The sequence below is a fragment of the Brevundimonas abyssalis TAR-001 genome, from assembly GCF_000466985.1.
Lineage (GTDB): Bacteria > Pseudomonadota > Alphaproteobacteria > Caulobacterales > Caulobacteraceae > Brevundimonas > Brevundimonas abyssalis.
Genome location: NZ_BATC01000059.1, coordinates 1 through 16,941 on the forward strand (window position 1 = coordinate 1; position 16,941 = coordinate 16,941).

The following is a 16,941-nucleotide window of genomic DNA, read 5'->3' on the forward strand; positions in this document are numbered from 1 at the left end:
TGCGGTAGGACATCTGTCCGCGCTCGCGGTAGGGCGCGGGAATGGCGGCGGAGCCCGGCAGGCTCATGCCCAGCGCCTCGGCCAGGCTGTTCATGGTCGAGGCCGTGCCCATGGTGTTGCAGTAGCCCACCGACGGGGCCGAGGTGGCCACCAGCGCGATGAAGCCTCATAGTCCAGCTCGCCCCGGGCCATCATCTCGCGGGCGCTCCAGATGATCGAGCCCGAGCCCACCCGCTCACCCTTGTTCCAGCCGTTCAGCATGGGCCCCACCGACAGGGCGATGGCGGGGATGTCCACGGTGGCCGCGGCCATCAGGCAGGCGGGGGTGGTCTTGTCGCAGCCGATGGTCAGCACCACCCCGTCGATGGGATAGCCGTACAGAAGCTCCACCAGCCCCAGATAGGCCAGGTTGCGGTCCAGCCCGGCGGTGGGCCGCTTGCCGGTCTCCTGGATGGGATGGACCGGGAACTCCAGGGCGATGCCGCCCGCCTCGCGGATCCCCTCGCGCACCCGCTTGGCCAGCTCGATGTGGTGGCGGTTGCACGGCGACAGGTCAGACCCCGTCTGGGCGATGCCGATGATCGGCTTGCCCGAGCGCAGCTCCTCCAGCGTCAGGCCGTAGTTCAGATAACGCTCCAGATACAGCGCCGTCATGTCCGGGTTCGCAGGGTTGTCGAACCACAGACGGGAGCGGAGAGGCTTGGTCATTCGGGCCTGTCGGTCAGGGCCGCCGGCGAGCCGGGGGCGAAGGGAAACACGCCGGGCAGATGGCGACCCGTGGTCTCCGAACAGTGCCCGTATTAGTCGGACAAATAGACGTGTCTCAAAAGTCGGACAAGAGCCAAAAAAGAACGCCGATCAGGCGCGCGGGCGCTGCTGCAGGGCGCGGGCCGTGTCGTGCAGGGCCATCTCCACCAGTTCGGTCATGGCCGCGCGCGCCGCCTCCGGCCCGCCCGAGGCGATGGCGTCGAACACCTTCCAGTGGTCGGGCATGGGATCGCGCGGCAGCTCCTTCTTCCGCTCCTTGTAGACCGTGGTCCAGCGGACCCCCGCGCCGATGGTGCTGGCCAGGCTGAGCAGGGGCGGATTGTCGGTGGCCTCCAGGATGGTGGCGTGGAACTCCCGGTCCGCGCCCTTGCCCTCCTCGGTGTTCAGGCCGTGGCGCTCCATGGCCATCAGGGCCTCGCGCATGCGGGTCACCTGTTCGGGGCTGCGGCGCTGGGCGGCCAGGGCGGCGGCGGCGGGCTCGATGATCAGACGCAGCTCGAAGAGGCCCTTGACCAGGGCGGGGCTGGGCTCGGTCTCGAATGACCAGGCCAGCACATCCGGGTCAAGCAGGTTCCAGCGCGCCTCGGGGTTCACCCGGGTGCCGGTCTTGGGCCGGCTCTCCACCAGCCCCTTGGCCGCCAGGATGCGGATGGCCTCGCGATAGGCGCTGCGGGACACCTCCAGACGCTCGGAGAAATCGATCTCGTTCTGGAGAATCTCGCCGGGCTTGTACTGCCCCGAGACGATGGCCACGCCCAGGTCATGGGCGATGACGCCATGGATGCGGGCCGGGCTGCGCACGGGCTTGCCGATGCGCCGGTCCCCTCCGGTTCTGGTTTTCTTTTCGGGCGCCATGGGCGAGGGTTCTGCTCCGTGCGGCATTCTGGGGCGGCGTGGTCGCACGCCCGCGTCTTGTGCGAGAAATGGCTATGCGACGTTCTGAAGCGCCATGCAATCGTCAGACCATTGGTTGACCGGCGCGGCAGGATGCCCTCTAAATGATGATAGCGCTACCAAGCCGGTCGCTGACGAACTGGCGGGAGCGAGGGAGGACGCACATGACCAAATGGGACCGGCCGGAGCGATTCCGGCGAGGACGGGCGATCACCGCCTTCGGGGCCGCCCTGGCCATCACGCTGGCGCCGATGCAGCCGGCCTTCGCTTTTCAGCAGGAACAGACGCCCGTCTATCGCGACGCCGCGCGTCCGGTGGCGGATCGGGTCGAGGACCTGCTCTCGCGCATGACGCTGGAGGAGAAGGTCGGCCAGATGCAGGGCCTGTGGGAGAACAAGGGCGACGTGCAGACGCCGGAGGGCGACTTCTCGCCCGAGCGGGCCTCCGCCGCCTTTCCCCATGGCCTCGGTCAGATCTCGCGGCCGTCCGACATGCGCGGCGTCGATCCCACCACCAACGGCGCGGCGGGCGTCACCGAGGGCGCCGTCAACCGCGACGGCCGCCAGACGGTGGAGTACATCAACGCCGCCCAGCGCTGGGCCCTCGAGGAGACCCGTCTCGGCATCCCGCTGATCTTCCATGAGGAGTCGCTGCACGGCTACACCGCCCGCGGCGCCACCAGCTTTCCCCAGTCCATCGCCCTGGCCAGCACCTGGGATCCCGAGCTGATCACCCAGGTGTTCAATGTGGCCTCGCGCGAGATGCGCGCCCGCGGCGTGCACCTGACCCTCGCCCCCGTGGTGGACGTGGCGCGCGACCCCCGCTGGGGCCGCATCGAGGAGACCTACGGCGAGGACCCGCACCTGGTGTCCGAAATCGGCCTGGCCGCCATCCGCGGTTATCAGGGCGACACCCTGCCCCTGGCCGAGGACCGGGTCTTCGTCACCCTCAAGCACATGACCGGCCACGGCGAGCCCGAGAACGGCATCAACGTCGGCCCCGCCCAGATCTCCGAGCGGGTCCTGCGCGAGGTGTTCTTCCCGCCGTTCGAGCGGGCGGTGCGAGAGCTGCCGGTGCGCTCGATCATGGCCTCCTACAACGAGATCGACGGCCTGCCGTCCCACGCCAACCGCTGGCTGCTGCACGATGTGCTGCGCGAGGAGTGGGGTTATGACGGCCTGATCGTCTCCGACTATTTCGCCATCCGCGAGATGGTCACCCGCCACCAGATGTTCGCGGACATCCAGGACGCCACCGTGCGGGCCATGGACGCCGGGATCGACATCGAGCTGCCCGACGGCGAGGGCTTCGTTCACCTGCCCGAGCTGGTCGCCGAGGGCCGCATCTCCGAGGCCCAGATCGACGACGCGGTGCGCCGCATCCTGACCATGAAGTTCGAGGCGGGCCTGTTCGAGAACCCCTATGCGGACCCCGACACCGCCGACGCCCTGACCGCCACCCCGGACGCCATCGCCCTGGCCCGTCAGGTGGCCGGACGCGCCATCACCCTGCTCAAGAACGACGACCAGACCCTGCCGCTGCGCGCGGACGGCCTCGGCCGTCTGGCGGTGCTGGGGACCCATGCGGTGGACACCCCCATCGGCGGCTACAGCGACATCCCGCGCCATGTGGTCAGCGTGCTGGAAGGTCTCGAGGCCGAGGCCGAAAGCGGCGGCTTCGAGGTGGTGTATTCCGAGGGCGTGCGCCTGACCGAAAGCCGCGAATGGGCCGCTGACGAGGTCAATCTGGTCGATCCGGCCGTCAACGCCCGCCTGATCGAGGAGGCCGTCGCGGTCGCCCGCCAGTCCGACGTCATCGTCATGGTGCTGGGCGAGAACGAACAGCTCAGCCGCGAGGCCTGGGCCGAGAACCATCTGGGCGACCGCGCCGACCTGCAGCTTGTGGGCCAGCAGATGGATCTGGCCCGCGCCATCTTCGCCCTGAACAAGCCCACCATCGTGCTGCTGCTCAACGGCCGCCCGCTGGCCGTCGGCGAACTGGTGGAGCAGGCCGACGCCCTCATCCAGGGCTGGTACCTGGGTCAGGAGACGGGCAACGCCGTCGCCGACGTCCTGTTCGGCCGGGTCAATCCGGGCGGCAAGCTGCCGGTCACCATCCCCCGCTCGGTGGGCCAGCTGCCGGTGTTCTACAACCACAAGCCGACCGCGCGCCGGGGCTATCTGTTCGACGAGACCAGCCCCCTGTTCCCGTTCGGCTACGGCCTCAGCTACACCAGCTTCCAGATGTCGGCGCCGCGCCTGACCAACCCGACCATCCGCGTCGGCGAGGCGGCCCAGGTGCAGGTGGACGTCACCAACACCGGCCCCGTGGCCGGAGACGAGGTGGTGCAGATCTATGTCCGCGACGACCACGCCTCGATCACCCGCCCCGTGCTGGAGCTCAAGGCGTTCGAGCGCGTCACCCTGCAGCCGGGCGAGACCCGCACGGTGACCCTGGATCTGTCGCCCGAAGCCCTGTCGCTGTGGAATCTGGACATGGAGCGGGTGGTGGAGCCGGGCACCTTCACCATCCACGCCGGTCCCAACTCGGTCGACCTGCAGTCAGCCACCCTGACGGTGCGCTGATCCTCCCCGACCGCCCGTCGTTCCTTCGGGAGCGGCGGGCGGCGCCTTTTCGCGACAGGAGGCGTGCATGCCGCGTTTCGTGACGGGCTTCCTTGCTCTTTGTCTTTTCTGGCTGGGCGCGGCGCTGCCCGCTTCCGCCTGCGAGGACCCGGGCGCGGTCTGCCCCGGCGCCGCGTCCGGCGAGGCCTTCGCCCTGATCGCCTCGGGCCGTCCCGCCGTGGTGCACACCGATCCCGGCGACCACGCGGGCCTGCTGCGCGCCGCCGCCGACCTGCGCGGCGATCTGGAGCGGGTGTCCGGTTCGCCCTCGCCGCTGGGTCATGACGCCGGCGAAGGGCTGGCGGTCATCGTCGGAACCCTGGGCCGCAGCGCCGTCATCGACGCCCTGGTCGCCGAAGGCCGTCTGGACGTCTCGGACGTGGCCGGCCAGTGGGAGGCCTTTGTCCAGCAGGTGATCGACAACCCGGCTCCGGGCGTGGACCGGGCCCTGATCATCGCCGGGTCGGACATGCGCGGCGCCATCTATGGCGTCTATGATCTGTCAGAGCGCATGGGCGTCTCGCCCTGGACCTGGTGGGCCGATGTGCCGGTGGTGCGTCAGGGCGACCTGCACGTCCTGCCCGGCCGCCGCGCCGACCGGCCCCGCGTACGTTATCGCGGCATTTTCCTGAACGACGAGAACCCGGCCCTCTACGGCTGGGTCAACGAGACCTTCGGCGGCTTCAACCACCACTCTACACCCGGGTGTTCGAACTGACCCTGCGGTTGAAGGGCAACTATCTGTGGCCCGCCATGTGGGGCAAGGCGTTCTCCGACGACGATCCCCTGAACGCCGTCATGGCGAACGAATATGGCGTGGTGATCGGAACCTCCCATCACGAACCCATGATGCGCGCCCATGTGGAGTGGGAGCGCTACGGCGTGGGCGCCTGGGACTACACCACCAACCCCGACGCCTTGCGCCGGTTCTGGCGCGAGGGTGTCACGCGCATGGGCGGGCACGAGAGTCTGGTCACCGTCGGCATGCGCGGCGATGGCGACGAGGCCATGACCGAGGACACCGCCACCGCCCTGCTGGAGACCATCGTGGCGGACCAGCGGGACATCATCGCCGAGGTCACCGGCCGCGACCCCGCCGAAACGCCCCAGGTCTGGGCTCTCTACAAGGAGGTGCAGGACTATTACGACGACGGCATGCGGGTTCCTGACGACGTCACCCTGCTGTTCGCCGACGACAACTGGGGCAACATCCGCCGCCTGCCCGCGCCGGGGTCCGAGCGGCCCGGCGGCTACGGCGTCTATTTCCACTTCGACTATGTGGGCGGCCCCCGGAACTACAAATGGCTCAACACCACCCAGGTCGAGCGCACCTGGGAGCAGATGAACCTGGCCTGGGAATACGGCGCGGACCGGCTGTGGATCGTCAATGTTGGCGACCTCAAGCCCATGGAGCTGCCCATCAGCGCCTTCCTGGCCCAGGCCTGGAACCCCGAGGCCATGACGCTGGAGGCCATGAACGGCTTCACCCGCGACTGGGCCGCGCAGCAGTTCGGGGAGCAGCACGCCGACGAGATCGCCGACCTGCTGCGCCTCTACACCCGCTACAATTCGCGGCGGAAGCCGGAGCTCATCGGGCCGGACACCTTCAGCCTGCTCAATCACAATGAGGCCGAACTGGTGACGGCGGACTGGGCCGATCTGGCCCGCCGCGCCGACGCCGTGCGCGCGGCCCTGCCGCCGGAATACGACGACGCCTTCGTCCAGCTGGTCTGGTTCCCCATCCACGCCAGCGGCAATCTTACGGCCCTGCATGTGGAGACCGGGCGCAACCGGCTCTACGCCGCCCAGGGTCGCGCGGCGGCGGCCGGGGCGGCGGCACAGCAGGTGCGCGATCTGTTCGCCCGGGACGCCGAGCTGACCCGCATCTATCATCAGGACGTGGCCGACGGGCGCTGGAACCACATGATGTCCCAGACCCACATCAGCTACACCTACTGGCAGCAACCGGACGAGGATGTCCTGCCCGATCTGGCCGAGGTGACGCCTGTCGCCGGCGCGGCGCTGGGGGTGGCGGTGGAGGGCGATGCGCGGGCCTGGCCCGGCTCCGGCGGCGGGCCCGTCCTGCCGTCGCTGCATCGCCACGGGGTCGAGAGCCGCTGGATCGACCTGTTCGACCGGGGCGACCAACCCGCAGCCTGGACGCTCGAGGCCGGTGAGCCGTGGATCCGGCTGTCGGCGGCCGAGGGCCGGGGCGACCTGCGCGTGCGGGTCTCGGTCGACTGGTCCGCGGCGCCTGAAGGTCAGGCCGAGGGCTTCATACAGATGCGCGGCGCCGACGGAACCGAAATCACCGTCCTCGTGCCCATCCTCAATCCCGACGCGCCGGTCGAGCCGGGCCGCTTCATCGAGGCCGACGGCCATGTGACCATGGAGGCCGAACACTACGCGCGCACCCTGGAGGGGCAGGGTGTGGAGTGGCGGGTCATCCCGGGTCTGGGACGCACCCTGTCGGGCGTGACCACCACGCCTCCACGGCCCCGGCGTCGGAACCGGGGCAGGGGCCGCGTCTCGAATACGATGTCCACCTGTTCGAGCCGGGCGAGGTCGAGGTGCGGCTGGTGCTGTCGCCGACGCTGGATTTCCGGGGCGGGGCGGGGCTCCGTTTCGGCGTCTCCATCAACGACGGACCGGTGCAGGTGGTGACCATGAACCCTACCGACACCGCGGCGGCGTGGGAGGGCGACGTGGCGAACGCCGTGGCCGTCCACGCGACCCGCCACCCGGTGGAGCGGGCGGGGCCGCACACCATCAAGGTGTGGCGCATCGATCCGGGCGTGGTCATCCAGCGGGTGATGCTCGTCCGCGACGGCGCGCCGGACAGCTATCTGGGACCGCTGGAGAGCGCCCGAGCCGACTGACTATTCAGCGGCGCGCAGGTGCTCGCTGATCTGCCCCGCCAGACGGCAGGCCTCGCCGCCGTCGGGACGGCCCTCGCGCCCGGACACGCGCACATCGGTGCGGCCCGGGCGGATGCGCAGCACCGCGTCGTGGCTGAAACCGAACCAGAAGCCTTGGCGCGTGCCCTCGATGCGGAACGGCGAGGTGCCCACCACGGTGAAGCCCGCCGCCTCCAGCGCCGCCTCGCCCACCTCCGGCGCCACCTGGGTGCGGGCGGAGAGGGCCTGATCGCAGGCGGCGACGGAGCCGACGGCCAGCGGCGCGGCCCCGGCCCGGTCGCGCTGGGCGCCGATCACCCCCGAAAAGCTCAGGGGTTCGCCCCAGTCGCTGGCGGCTTCATGCACCGGCGGGTGGGCGGCCAGGGCCTGGCGGTGGGCGATGTGCAGAGACAGGGTCACGCCCGCCGCCAGCACGGCTGCCAGCGCGTACAGCCCGCGCCGTTTCACATCGCCCATGGCCAGCAGCACCGTGGCCAGGGCCGCGCCCGCGCTGACCCAGGCCAGCCGCCAGCCCCAGACCAGGGTCAGCTGCTCATAGCCCAGCCGCCAGTCGATCAGCCCGACCCGGGTGCCGAAGGCGGCCACGAACCAGAGCAGCGGCGCCGCCAGGGCGATCAGGAAGGCCGCCGTCAGCCAGACGCCCCCGTGTCTTGATCTGCTCATGCCGAAACCTCTCGCCGTTGTGGCCGCGACCCTGCCCCCAAATCCCGCTTTTCGAAAGCCCGTTGCCCCTGTTTCCAAGGGGTCAGCCCTCCGGAAGGGGCTTTTTACGCCCACGCCTTCCGGGGGGGCTTATCATCAACGGGTCGAGGCGGGGTCCGCTCGGGCCCGATTTCGGACAGTCCGAAATCGCGCGAAATCAGGGGGAGGAAATATCTATATAAAACAAAGATAACGGCATCAGCCCGCGCCCGATTTCGGACAATTCGGACTCTGTTTTTTTCCAAGCCGGATCCGAGACCTGACCCGGACCGGCCCTCGCCTTGTCATCCCGGAAGCGCCGCAGGCGCTGTCCGGGACGGGCGGACAATAAAACTCCGCTCACCCCGGCCTTCGCCGGGATGAGCGGAGAGTGGGTGGCTCCGTCCCGGCTCTCCCCCCGGAACAAGTCCGGGGTGCGGCCGGGATGACAAGAGCTGAATCACACCGTCGGCAGGGTGTAGTCCTTGAACTCCTCGCGCAGGATCTTCTTGTCGATCTTGCCCGTGGCGCCCAGCGGGATGTCGTCCACGAAGACCACGTCGTCGGGCATCCACCATTTGGCGATCTTGCCTTCGAGGAAGTCCAGGAACTCCTGCTTCTCGGCGGTCTCGCCGTCCTTCAGCTTGACCAGCAGCAGGGGCCGTTCGTCCCATTTGGGATGGGCGATGCCGATGACGGCGGCCAGGGACGCCTTGGGGTGCCCCACGGCCACGTTCTCGATGTCGATGGAGCTGATCCACTCGCCGCCGGACTTGATCACATCCTTGGCCCGGTCGGTGATCTGCATGAAGCCGTTGGTGTCGATGATGGCCACGTCGCCGGTGTCGAAATAGCCCTCATCGTCCAGGATGTTGCCGCCCACGTCCTTGAAGTAGCTGGACGCCACGGTGGGGCCACGCACCATCAGCCGGCCCACCGCCTCGCCGTCGTGGGGCAGCGTCTCGCCCTCGTCGCTGACCAGCTTCAGCTCGATGCCCACGGGGGGCCGGCCCTGCTTCAGGCGGAACGGCATCTGCTCGTCATAGGACAGGTGCGCGATCTCCGGCGTCGGGGTCGAGACGGTGCCCACCGGCGAGGTCTCGGTCATGCCCCAGCCCTGGCGCACGTCCACGCCCAGGTCGTGGAAGCCGCGCACCAGCGCCTCGGGCAGGGCCGAGCCGCCGATCAGCACGTTCTTGAGGGTGGAGAATTTCAGGTCGTTGGCGGCCACATGCTGCAGCAGCATCTGCCACACGGTGGGCACGGCGGCCGAGAAGGTCACGCCCTCGGCCTCGATCAGCTCATAGATGGCCTCGCCGTCCATGCGCGCGCCGGGCATGACCAGCTTGGCCCCCACAGCGGGCGCCGAGAAGGCGACGCCCCAGGCGTTGGCGTGGAACATGGGCACCACCGGCAGGATCACGTCCGAGCCGGTCACGCCCATGATGTCCGAGCTCATGGTGATCAGGGTGTGCAGGAAGTTCGACCGGTGCGAGTACAGCACCCCCTTGGGGTCGCCCGTCGTGCCCGAGGTGTAGCACAGGCCGCAGGCGGTCAGCTCGTCGAAGCCGCCCCAGGTGAAGTCCTCGGACTGCTCGGACAGCACGTACTCGTAGCACTCCGCGTTGGGCAGCCTGGTCTCGGGCATCGAGACCTCGTCGGTCATGATGACCACGCGCTCCACCGTCGGGCAGTGGGCGATGATGGCGTCGAGGATCGGCACGAAGGTCAGGTCGACGAAGATGACCTTGTCCTCGGCGTGATTGATGATGAAGGCGATCTGGGACGGGTGCAGGCGCGGGTTCAGGGTGTGGCACACCGCCCCCATGCCCATGATGCCGTACCAGGCCTCCATGTGGCGCGCCGTGTTCCAGCCCAGGGTGGCGACCCGGTCGCCGAGCTTGACGCCCCAGCCGGCCAGGGCGTTCGACACCCGCTTGGCCCGGCGGTGCACGTCCGCATAGGTGGTGCGCACGATGGGGCCTTCCACCGTGCGGGTCACGATCTCACGATGCCCGTGCCAGATGCTGGCGCGATCAATGATCCGGTCAACCGTCAGCGGCCAGTCCTGCATTCGTCCCAGCATGCATCCCTCCATGTGCGCCTTGTTGAGAGCGGCGCTTTCAAATCGAAGCTACTTTGGTGATCGGTGTTAAGCAACGTGACGCTAGGGCAGGCAAGGCGCCCGGCCTTGGCCAGCGCGCACAGAAAGCCCTAAAGGACGGCCCTCGTCCATCGCGGAGCGCATCTCTTGAGCCTTCTCATCGCCATCACCGGAGGGTCCGGCTCGGGCAAGAGCACCCTGGCCCAGGCCCTGGCCCGCGCCCTGGGGTCGGATCAGGCGGTCGTGGTGCTGGAGGACTGGTACTATGTGGACGCCGCGGCCCTGCCGGACTTCGATCCGGCCAGCTTCGATTTCGACCACGTGGCGGCGCGGGATCACGCCCTGCTGGCCGCGCACCTGTCGGCGCTCAAGGCCGGGCAGGCGGTGCAGGCGCCCATCTACTCCCTGATCCACCATGGCCGCGAGCCGGGCGGGACCCCGGTGCCCGCCGTGCCGGTGGTGATCGTGGAGGGCATCCACCTGCTGGCGACACCCGCTGTGGCCGAGCTGTTCGATCTCAAGGTCTTCGTCGACACGCCCGCCGACATCCGCTTCATCCGTCGCCTGCTGCGGGACCAGGCCGAGCGCGGCCGCACGGCCCGCTCGGTGATCGACCAGTATCTGAAGACCGTTCGCCCGGGCCATGAACGCTTCACCGAACCGGGCCGCGCCCTGGCTGATTTCGTGGTGGCGGACCAGACTGCGGCGGTGGTGCTGGAGGACGTCCAGGCCGTGGATCGTCTCGCCGCGCCGGTGCTGGCCCACCCCATCCTGAAAGCCTTCCGCAGGACCTGACGGAAACCGACGTTTCTGTCTCTTGCCTTGCCAGTCCGTGTCGCGGACCATCTTTATGGTTAAGTTCCGCAACCTGAGGGGCAGGAGTCGCCCGCTTTTCATGACAGAGAACGCCCACGGGGGCGATGATGCCGAAAGCCTCCGTCATAAGCGAAAGGATCTGCTGAAAGTCGCCCGGCGCCACTTCATGGCTGAGGGCTACTCCGCCGCCCGCATGGAGGCCATCGCGCGGGACGCCTCGGTGTCCACGGCCACCCTCTACGCCTTCTTCCCGTCAAAGACCGATCTGTTCATCCGGGTCATCGACGACGCCTCGGATGACTTCGCCCGCCAGATCCAGGGAGTCCAGGTGCGCGCCGGCGCGGTGCACGAACAACTGGTCGCCTTCGGGGAAACCTACGCCGCCTTCCTGGGTGATCCGCTCGTCCGCGCGGTGTTCCGGCTGGTCATGGCCGAACGCAGGCGGTTCGAGCCGACGGCCGACCGCTTCTTCGAGCGGGGCCGCGCCGAAATCGGCGGGGTTCTGATGCAGGTGATCGGTGAGCATGTGGAGGCCGGCGCACTGAAGGTCGAGCGCCCCTCATGGGCGGCTGGCCAGCTGATGGGCATGATCGAGCATCCGGTCTTCTTCGTGCCCATGGTGACGGGCGAGGCGGTGCGGAGTCGCCGGGACGTCCGCTGCATCGTCGGCCAGGCCGTAGACACCTTCCTGGCCCGCTACGGGACCGGTCAGGGGTAGAGCCGGGTCCGGCGCCAATTCTCGCCTTCCCGGTCGAACCGCAGACGGTCATGCAGACGGAAGGGCCGGTCGCGCCAGAACTCGATCTGCCGGGGGATCACGCGCCAGCCGGTCCAGTATTCGGGTCGCGGCGGTTCCGCGCCCTCGAACCGCGCCTCAGCCGCACGCACGGCGGCCTCTAGCGTTTCCCGGCTGTCCAGCGGGCGGGACTGGGTCGAGGCCCAGGCGCCGATGCGGCTCTCGCGCGCCCGACTGGCGAAATAGGCGTCGGCCTCGGCTTCGCTGACCGGCTCAATGGCGCCGCGCACCCGCACCTGGCGGCGCAGGGACTTCCAGTGAAACAGCAGGGCCGCCTTCGGCTGGTCGCTCAGCTGGCCGCCCTTGGCGCTGCCGCGGTTGGAATAGAAGGCGAAGCCCCGCTCATCCACGCCCTTCAACAGAACCATGCGGCAATCGGGCAGGCCGTCGCTGTCCACCGTGGCCAAGGCCATGGCGTTGGAGTCGTTGGGCTCGGAGCGCCGCGCGTCCGCCATCCATTCCAGAAACAGCGGCACAGGGGCGTCGCGCTCGAACTGCGCCTCGTCGGCGTTGGCGGCCAGCTGGGCGGCGTAGTCTTCGGCGGTGGGGGTCGGCGGAATCGGATGATCGCTCATGGCCCGTTCTTACCCTCTCGACACCCTTTGGGGGAGAGGGAGCGTCACGGTTAACTCCGCCTTGACCATATTATCCGCCAATCGGGGTCATGACCGCCCAGACCCTGACCCTGCGCGACGCCTACGGCCTTCTGGGCCTGCACGGCCCCGTGGAGCCGCGCCGCCTGGCGGAGCTGTTCCGCGCTGCGGTGAAGGCCGCCCGCCCGGATCAGCCGGGCGGCGACGCCGACCGCTTTCGCCGCGTCATCGAGGCCTATCGCCTGATCCAGAAGCGCGGCGGCCTCGGCCCGGCGCTGGATGCGCCCAAGGCGCGCCCCATGCCGTTGCCGGTGGTGGTTCTGAGCCCTCTGGAAGCGATCCACGGCGCCTGCGCCACCGTCGCCCTGCCGGGACGCGGCGCCCTGCGCATCATGGTCCCGGCGGGACTGCGCACCGGCGAGCATGTGCGCCTGAGACGTGCGGCGTCGGACGGAAGCGACCTTTACCTGCCCGTGCTCATTCGCGCCGCCGACGGCCTGAAAGTCCTGGGCGACGACCTGTTCATGACCTGCCCGGTGGATCCCCGCCTGCTGGTCGACGGGGGGCGGGCCGAGATCGAAACGCACGCCGGACCGCGCCAGGCCTGGGTGGTCGGCGGCATGGCCGGGCCCGTGCGCCTGTGCCTGAAAGGCCTGGGCCTCCCGGCGCGGGGCGTCCGTCCGTCCGGACGCCTGTTCGTGACCCTGGAGGCCATGGCCGGCGCCCCCTCGGCTGCCGAGCATCTGCTGGCCCGGTTCAGTTCGGTATGGACGTCCGAGCGCCTCGCGGCCTAGAGGCTGTAAGCCATGTCCCACAACACCTTCGGCCATCTGTTCCGCGTCACCACCTGGGGTGAGAGCCATGGCCCGTCCATCGGCTGCGTCATCGACGGCTGCCCGCCGGGCATCCCCCTGACCGAGGCGGACATCCAGCCGTGGCTGGACCGGCGCAAGCCCGGCGGCTCGCGCTTCGTCACCCAGCGGCGCGAGGCGGACGAATGCCGCATCGTGTCGGGGACCTTCGACGACGGCGAGGGACCGGTCACGACGGGCGCGCCCATCGCCATCCTGATCGAGAACACGGACCAGCGGTCGAAGGATTATGGCGAGATCGCCCGCGCCTTCCGGCCGGGCCACGCCGACTACACCTATCAGGCCAAGTACGGGGTGCGGGACCATCGCGGCGGCGGGCGATCTTCGGCGCGCGAAACCGCCTGCCGCGTGGCGGCGGGCGCGGTGGCGCGCAAGGTGTTGGGCCAGGACGTCGCCATCCGCGCGGGTATCGTCCAGATCGGGCCGCACCGCATCGAGGACGACCGGATCGACTTCGGCGCGGTTGAGCACAACGCCCTGTTCGCCGCGAACGCCGAGGTGGTTCCGGCCTGGGCAGCCTATCTGGATGATATCCGCAAGGCCGGATCCTCCATCGGCGCGGTGGTGGCGGTCGAGGCTGTCGGCGTTCCCGCCGGATGGGGGGCGCCGCTTTACGGCAAGCTGGACGGCGAACTGGCGAGTGCCCTGATGTCCATCAATGCGGCCAAGGGCGTGGAGATCGGGGCCGGTTTCGAGTCCGCCGCCCTGACCGGCGAACAGAACGCCGACGAGATGCGGCTGGGCGACGACGGCGCGCCGGTGTTCCTGTCCAACAAGGCGGGCGGGGTTCTGGGCGGGATCTCGACCGGTCAGCCGGTGACGGCGCGGGTCGCCTTCAAGCCCACCTCATCGATCCTCACGCTCCGGCGCACGATCACCCGGGACGGAACCGAAACGGACCTGCGCACCAAGGGCCGTCATGATCCCTGCGTCGGCTTGCGCGGCGTTCCCGTGGTGGAGGCCATGACCGCCTGCGTTCTGGCCGACGCCATGCTGCGTCAGCGGGGGCAGACAGGATGGGCCTTCCCCTCTTTCAGCGAGACTCAAATATGACGCGCATACTGTCCGCCGCCGCCATGGTCGCTGCCGCCCTGATGCTTCAGGGGTGCCTTGTAGGAACGGCCGTCGGGGTCACCGGCGCGTGGTCGGCACGGGCGTGAAGGCCACCGGCGCGGTGATCGGCGCGGGCGTCGACGCGGTCACGACCTCGGACGCCGAGACCCTGCGGGCCGAACGCCGCGCCTGCGAGCGCCGCGTGCGTCGCGGCTCCAACGAGGACTGCCGCCGCTACCGCACCGACGATTAGAACCGGGCGACTAGAGCAGGGCCGAGATCGCTTCGCGCGCGGCCGCGCCCAGATCCTCGCGCTTTAGCGCAAGCGCCACATTTGCGCGCAGCAGGCCGATCTTGTCGCCGCAGTCGTGGGTCACGCCTTCATATTCGACGGCGGTGAAGGCCTGGTCCTGCATCAAGCGGGCCATGGCGTCGGTCAGCTGGATCTCGCCGCCCGCGCCTCGCTCCTGGGTTTCCAGCAGATGAAAGATCTCGGGCTGCAGGATATAGCGGCCCGAGATGGACAGGTTAGACGGCGCGGTCCCCTTGGCCGGCTTCTCCACCATGCCCTTCATGCCGATGCGGTTGCCGGTCCGCTCCAGCGGATCGACGATGCCGTACTTGTGGGTCATGTCCTCGGGCACCGCCTCGACGCCGATGACGTTGCCGCCGACCTCCTCATAGACCTGAATCAACTGCTTCAGGGCGCCCGGCGCCGCATCGACGATCACGTCGGGCAGGATCACGGCGAACGGCTCGTCCGCGATGATGTCGCGGGCGCACCATACCGCGTGGCCCAGGCCCAGCGGCTTCATCTGGCGGGTGAAGCTCATCTCGCCCGCGCGGGCCAGTTCGCCGTTCATCATCTCGAGGATGTCGGTCTTGCCCTTGGCCTCAAGCTGGGCCTCCAGCTCGATCTGGTGGTCGAAATAGTCCTCGATGGCCTGTTTCGCCCGGCCGGTGACGAAGACGATGTGCTCAATGCCGGCCTCGCGCGCTTCTTCCACGATGTAGCTGAGGATCGGCCGGTCCACGACGTTCAGCAGTTCCTTGGGCGTGGTCTTGGTGCCGGGCAGAACCCGGGTGCCCAGACCCGCGACGGGCAGGACAGCCTTGCGAACACGTCGAGGGGACTTGGCGTCGGTCATGGGGGCTCCAGTCTGGATCAGGTTCGGCGAGGCCGTTGATAGGCGCTTCGGGCGGCGCTGCAAACGTCGGCGCCGCGATGGAGGTCGGAACCGCCGGGCTGGCGGACAGTTCCGCGATGTGATGTCGTGGTCGCCCGACCGTCCGCACCCGAAAGGCCTGACATGATCCGACCATTCGCCGTCCTCACCCTGTCGCTGTCCGCGCTGGCGCTCGTCTCTTGCAGCGACCAGGAGTCTGAAGGCCCCGCCTGCCGCCGACCACGGCCGAGACCCTCGAAGTTCCGGAGGATCTGATCATGCCGCCCGAGGAGGCCGAGGTGCCGCCGGCCGTGGGCCAGGAAGCGGCTGCCATCCCGGATACCCCGCCGGTGCTTCCCGAAGGCGGGCCGGCGCCCAGTCCGGCGGCAAGCCCCCCGCCGGAAGGCTGAAAGCCGGTTATTCGACCGTGACGGACTTGGCCAGATTGCGCGGCTGGTCCACGTCGGTGCCCTTCTGCACGGCCGTGTAATAGGCCAGCAGCTGCACCGGCACCGCATAGATCAGGGGCGCGATGAAGGGGTCGCAGGGAGGGATCTCGATTCGACGCACCGTTGCGCCGTGGGGCGAGGGCGCACCCCGCGCCGTGATCATCACCACCGGGCCGCCGCGCGCGGCCACTTCCTGAAGGTTCGAGGCGGTCTTTTCGAACACCTCGTCCATGGGGGCCAAGGCGATGATGGGGGTCGCCTCGTCCACCAGGGCGATAGGGCCGTGCTTCAGCTCCCCGGCGGCGTAGCCTCGGCGTGGATATAGCTGATCTCCTTCAGCTTCAGCGCCCCCTCCATGGCCAGGGGGAACATGGCTCCCCGCCCCAGGAACAGCACGTCCGACGCCTTGGCCACATCCTGGGCGACGGCCCTGATGTCGTCATCGGCCTGCAGGGTCTCGGCGATCAGGCGCGGCGCCTCGAACAGGGCCTTGACCAGGCGCGCCTCCTCGTCCGGCGCCACGCGGCCGCGCGCCACGCCCGCCGCCAGCGCCAGCGACAGCAGCGCCGCCACCTGGGCGGTGAAGGCCTTGGTGGAGGCCACGCCGATCTCTGGCCCGGCCCAGGTGGGCCACATGGCCCGGGCTTCGCGCGCCATGGACGAGGTGTGGACATTGACCACCGCCGCGGTGTCGAAGCCCTGCGCCTTGCACCAGGTCAGGCTGGCCAGGGTGTCGGCGGTCTCGCCTGATTGGCTGACCGCAACCACCAGGGTTCCGGGCGTCAGGGCCGGGCTACGGTAACGGAACTCGGACGCGATCTCCACGTCGCAGGGCACGCCGGCCAACCGCTCGAAAGCGTAGCGGGCGATCTCCCCGGCGTAGAAGGCGGTGCCGCAGGCCACGATCTGGATGCGGCTGACCTTGGTCAGGTCGATGGCGTCCTGGGGTTTCACCTTCTGCGCCACCAGATCCAGATAGGCCGACAGGGTGTGCTGGACGCTGTCGGGCTGCTCGTGGATCTCTTTCTCCATGAAGTGGCGGTATTCGCCCTTCTCCACCATGGCGGCCGAGGCGGAGACGGTGACCACCGGGCGGTTCGCCTTCCTGCCCTGTTCATCCCGGATGTCGGCGCCGCCGCGGGTCAGGGCGACATAGTCGCCTTCTTCGAGATAGCTGATCTGCTGGGTGAAGGGGCCGACCGCGAGG

The 16,941-nt window shown here is 69.1% G+C and carries 11 protein-coding genes and 3 pseudogenes; 7 read left to right on the forward strand and 7 right to left on the reverse strand.

The features are described from left to right. Positions 1-708 (reverse strand): annotated as a pseudogene (locus MBEBAB_RS12255) (dihydroxy-acid dehydratase domain-containing protein); the annotation flags it as partial. Between the two features lie 150 nt (positions 709-858). Continuing rightward, positions 859-1,623, reverse strand: a complete 765-nt coding sequence (locus tag MBEBAB_RS12260) for a FadR/GntR family transcriptional regulator (RefSeq protein ID WP_021698316.1) — start codon at positions 1,621-1,623, stop codon at positions 859-861. Positions 1,624-1,826: 203 nt separating this feature from the next. Between MBEBAB_RS12260 and MBEBAB_RS12265 the strand changes: the two genes are divergently transcribed. Both MBEBAB_RS12265 and MBEBAB_RS12270 read left to right on the forward strand, forming a co-directional pair. Then, entirely contained in the window at positions 1,827-4,247 is a 2,421-nt protein-coding gene (locus tag MBEBAB_RS12265; protein ID WP_021698317.1) for a glycoside hydrolase family 3 N-terminal domain-containing protein, read from the forward strand. Positions 4,248-4,797: 550 nt separating this feature from the next. Beyond that, positions 4,798-7,165: pseudogene (locus tag MBEBAB_RS12270) on the forward strand (glycosyl hydrolase 115 family protein). Here MBEBAB_RS12270 and MBEBAB_RS12275 read toward each other — a convergent pair. Together MBEBAB_RS12275 and MBEBAB_RS12280 are read right to left on the reverse strand one after the other, a co-directional pair. After that, positions 7,166-7,867, reverse strand: a complete 702-nt coding sequence (locus MBEBAB_RS12275) for a DUF1499 domain-containing protein (RefSeq protein ID WP_021698319.1) — start codon at positions 7,865-7,867, stop codon at positions 7,166-7,168. Positions 7,868-8,345: 478 nt separating this feature from the next. Continuing rightward, positions 8,346-9,971, reverse strand: a complete 1,626-nt coding sequence (locus tag MBEBAB_RS12280) for a long-chain-fatty-acid--CoA ligase (protein ID WP_021698320.1) — start codon at positions 9,969-9,971, stop codon at positions 8,346-8,348. 165 nt (positions 9,972-10,136) lie between these two features. Here MBEBAB_RS12280 and udk point away from each other — a divergent pair, with 165 nt between their 5' ends. Beyond that, positions 10,137-10,784, forward strand: a complete 648-nt coding sequence (gene udk, locus MBEBAB_RS12285; RefSeq protein WP_021698321.1) for a uridine kinase — start codon at positions 10,137-10,139, stop codon at positions 10,782-10,784. A 100-nt stretch (positions 10,785-10,884) separates the two neighbouring features. After that, complete coding sequence (locus MBEBAB_RS12290) at positions 10,885-11,523, forward strand: TetR/AcrR family transcriptional regulator (protein WP_021698322.1); 639 nt, start codon at positions 10,885-10,887, stop codon at positions 11,521-11,523. Here MBEBAB_RS12290 and pdxH read toward each other — a convergent pair. After that, positions 11,514-12,176 carry a pyridoxamine 5'-phosphate oxidase gene (pdxH, locus tag MBEBAB_RS12295; RefSeq protein ID WP_021698323.1) on the reverse strand — a complete coding sequence of 221 codons (663 nt, stop codon included), beginning with the start codon at positions 12,174-12,176 and terminating at the stop codon, positions 11,514-11,516. The two genes, MBEBAB_RS12290 and pdxH, sit on opposite strands and share 10 nt — an antisense overlap. Positions 12,177-12,265: 89 nt before the next feature. Here pdxH and MBEBAB_RS12300 point away from each other — a divergent pair, with 89 nt between their 5' ends. The 3 genes from MBEBAB_RS12300 (at position 12,266) to MBEBAB_RS17725 (ending at position 14,372) form a co-directional block, all read left to right on the forward strand. Next, positions 12,266-12,988 (forward strand): DnaJ C-terminal domain-containing protein, encoded by a 723-nt coding sequence (locus MBEBAB_RS12300; protein ID WP_021698324.1) that lies wholly within the window; start codon positions 12,266-12,268, stop codon positions 12,986-12,988. A 12-nt stretch (positions 12,989-13,000) separates the two neighbouring features. Continuing rightward, positions 13,001-14,119, forward strand: coding sequence for a chorismate synthase (gene aroC / locus MBEBAB_RS12305; protein ID WP_021698325.1), 1,119 nt, complete (start codon positions 13,001-13,003; stop codon positions 14,117-14,119). Positions 14,120-14,207: 88 nt separating this feature from the next. Continuing rightward, entirely contained in the window at positions 14,208-14,372 is a 165-nt protein-coding gene (locus tag MBEBAB_RS17725; protein ID WP_021698326.1) for a hypothetical protein, read from the forward strand. Positions 14,373-14,382: 10 nt separating this feature from the next. On the opposite strand, the gene galU is transcribed toward MBEBAB_RS17725, so the two are convergent. Together galU and glmS are read right to left on the reverse strand one after the other, a co-directional pair. Next, positions 14,383-15,267 carry a UTP--glucose-1-phosphate uridylyltransferase GalU gene (gene galU / locus MBEBAB_RS12315; RefSeq protein ID WP_045319314.1) on the reverse strand — a complete coding sequence of 295 codons (885 nt, stop codon included), beginning with the start codon at positions 15,265-15,267 and terminating at the stop codon, positions 14,383-14,385. A 435-nt stretch (positions 15,268-15,702) separates the two neighbouring features. Continuing rightward, a pseudogene (glmS, locus tag MBEBAB_RS12320) lies at positions 15,703-16,941 on the reverse strand (glutamine--fructose-6-phosphate transaminase (isomerizing)); the annotation flags it as partial.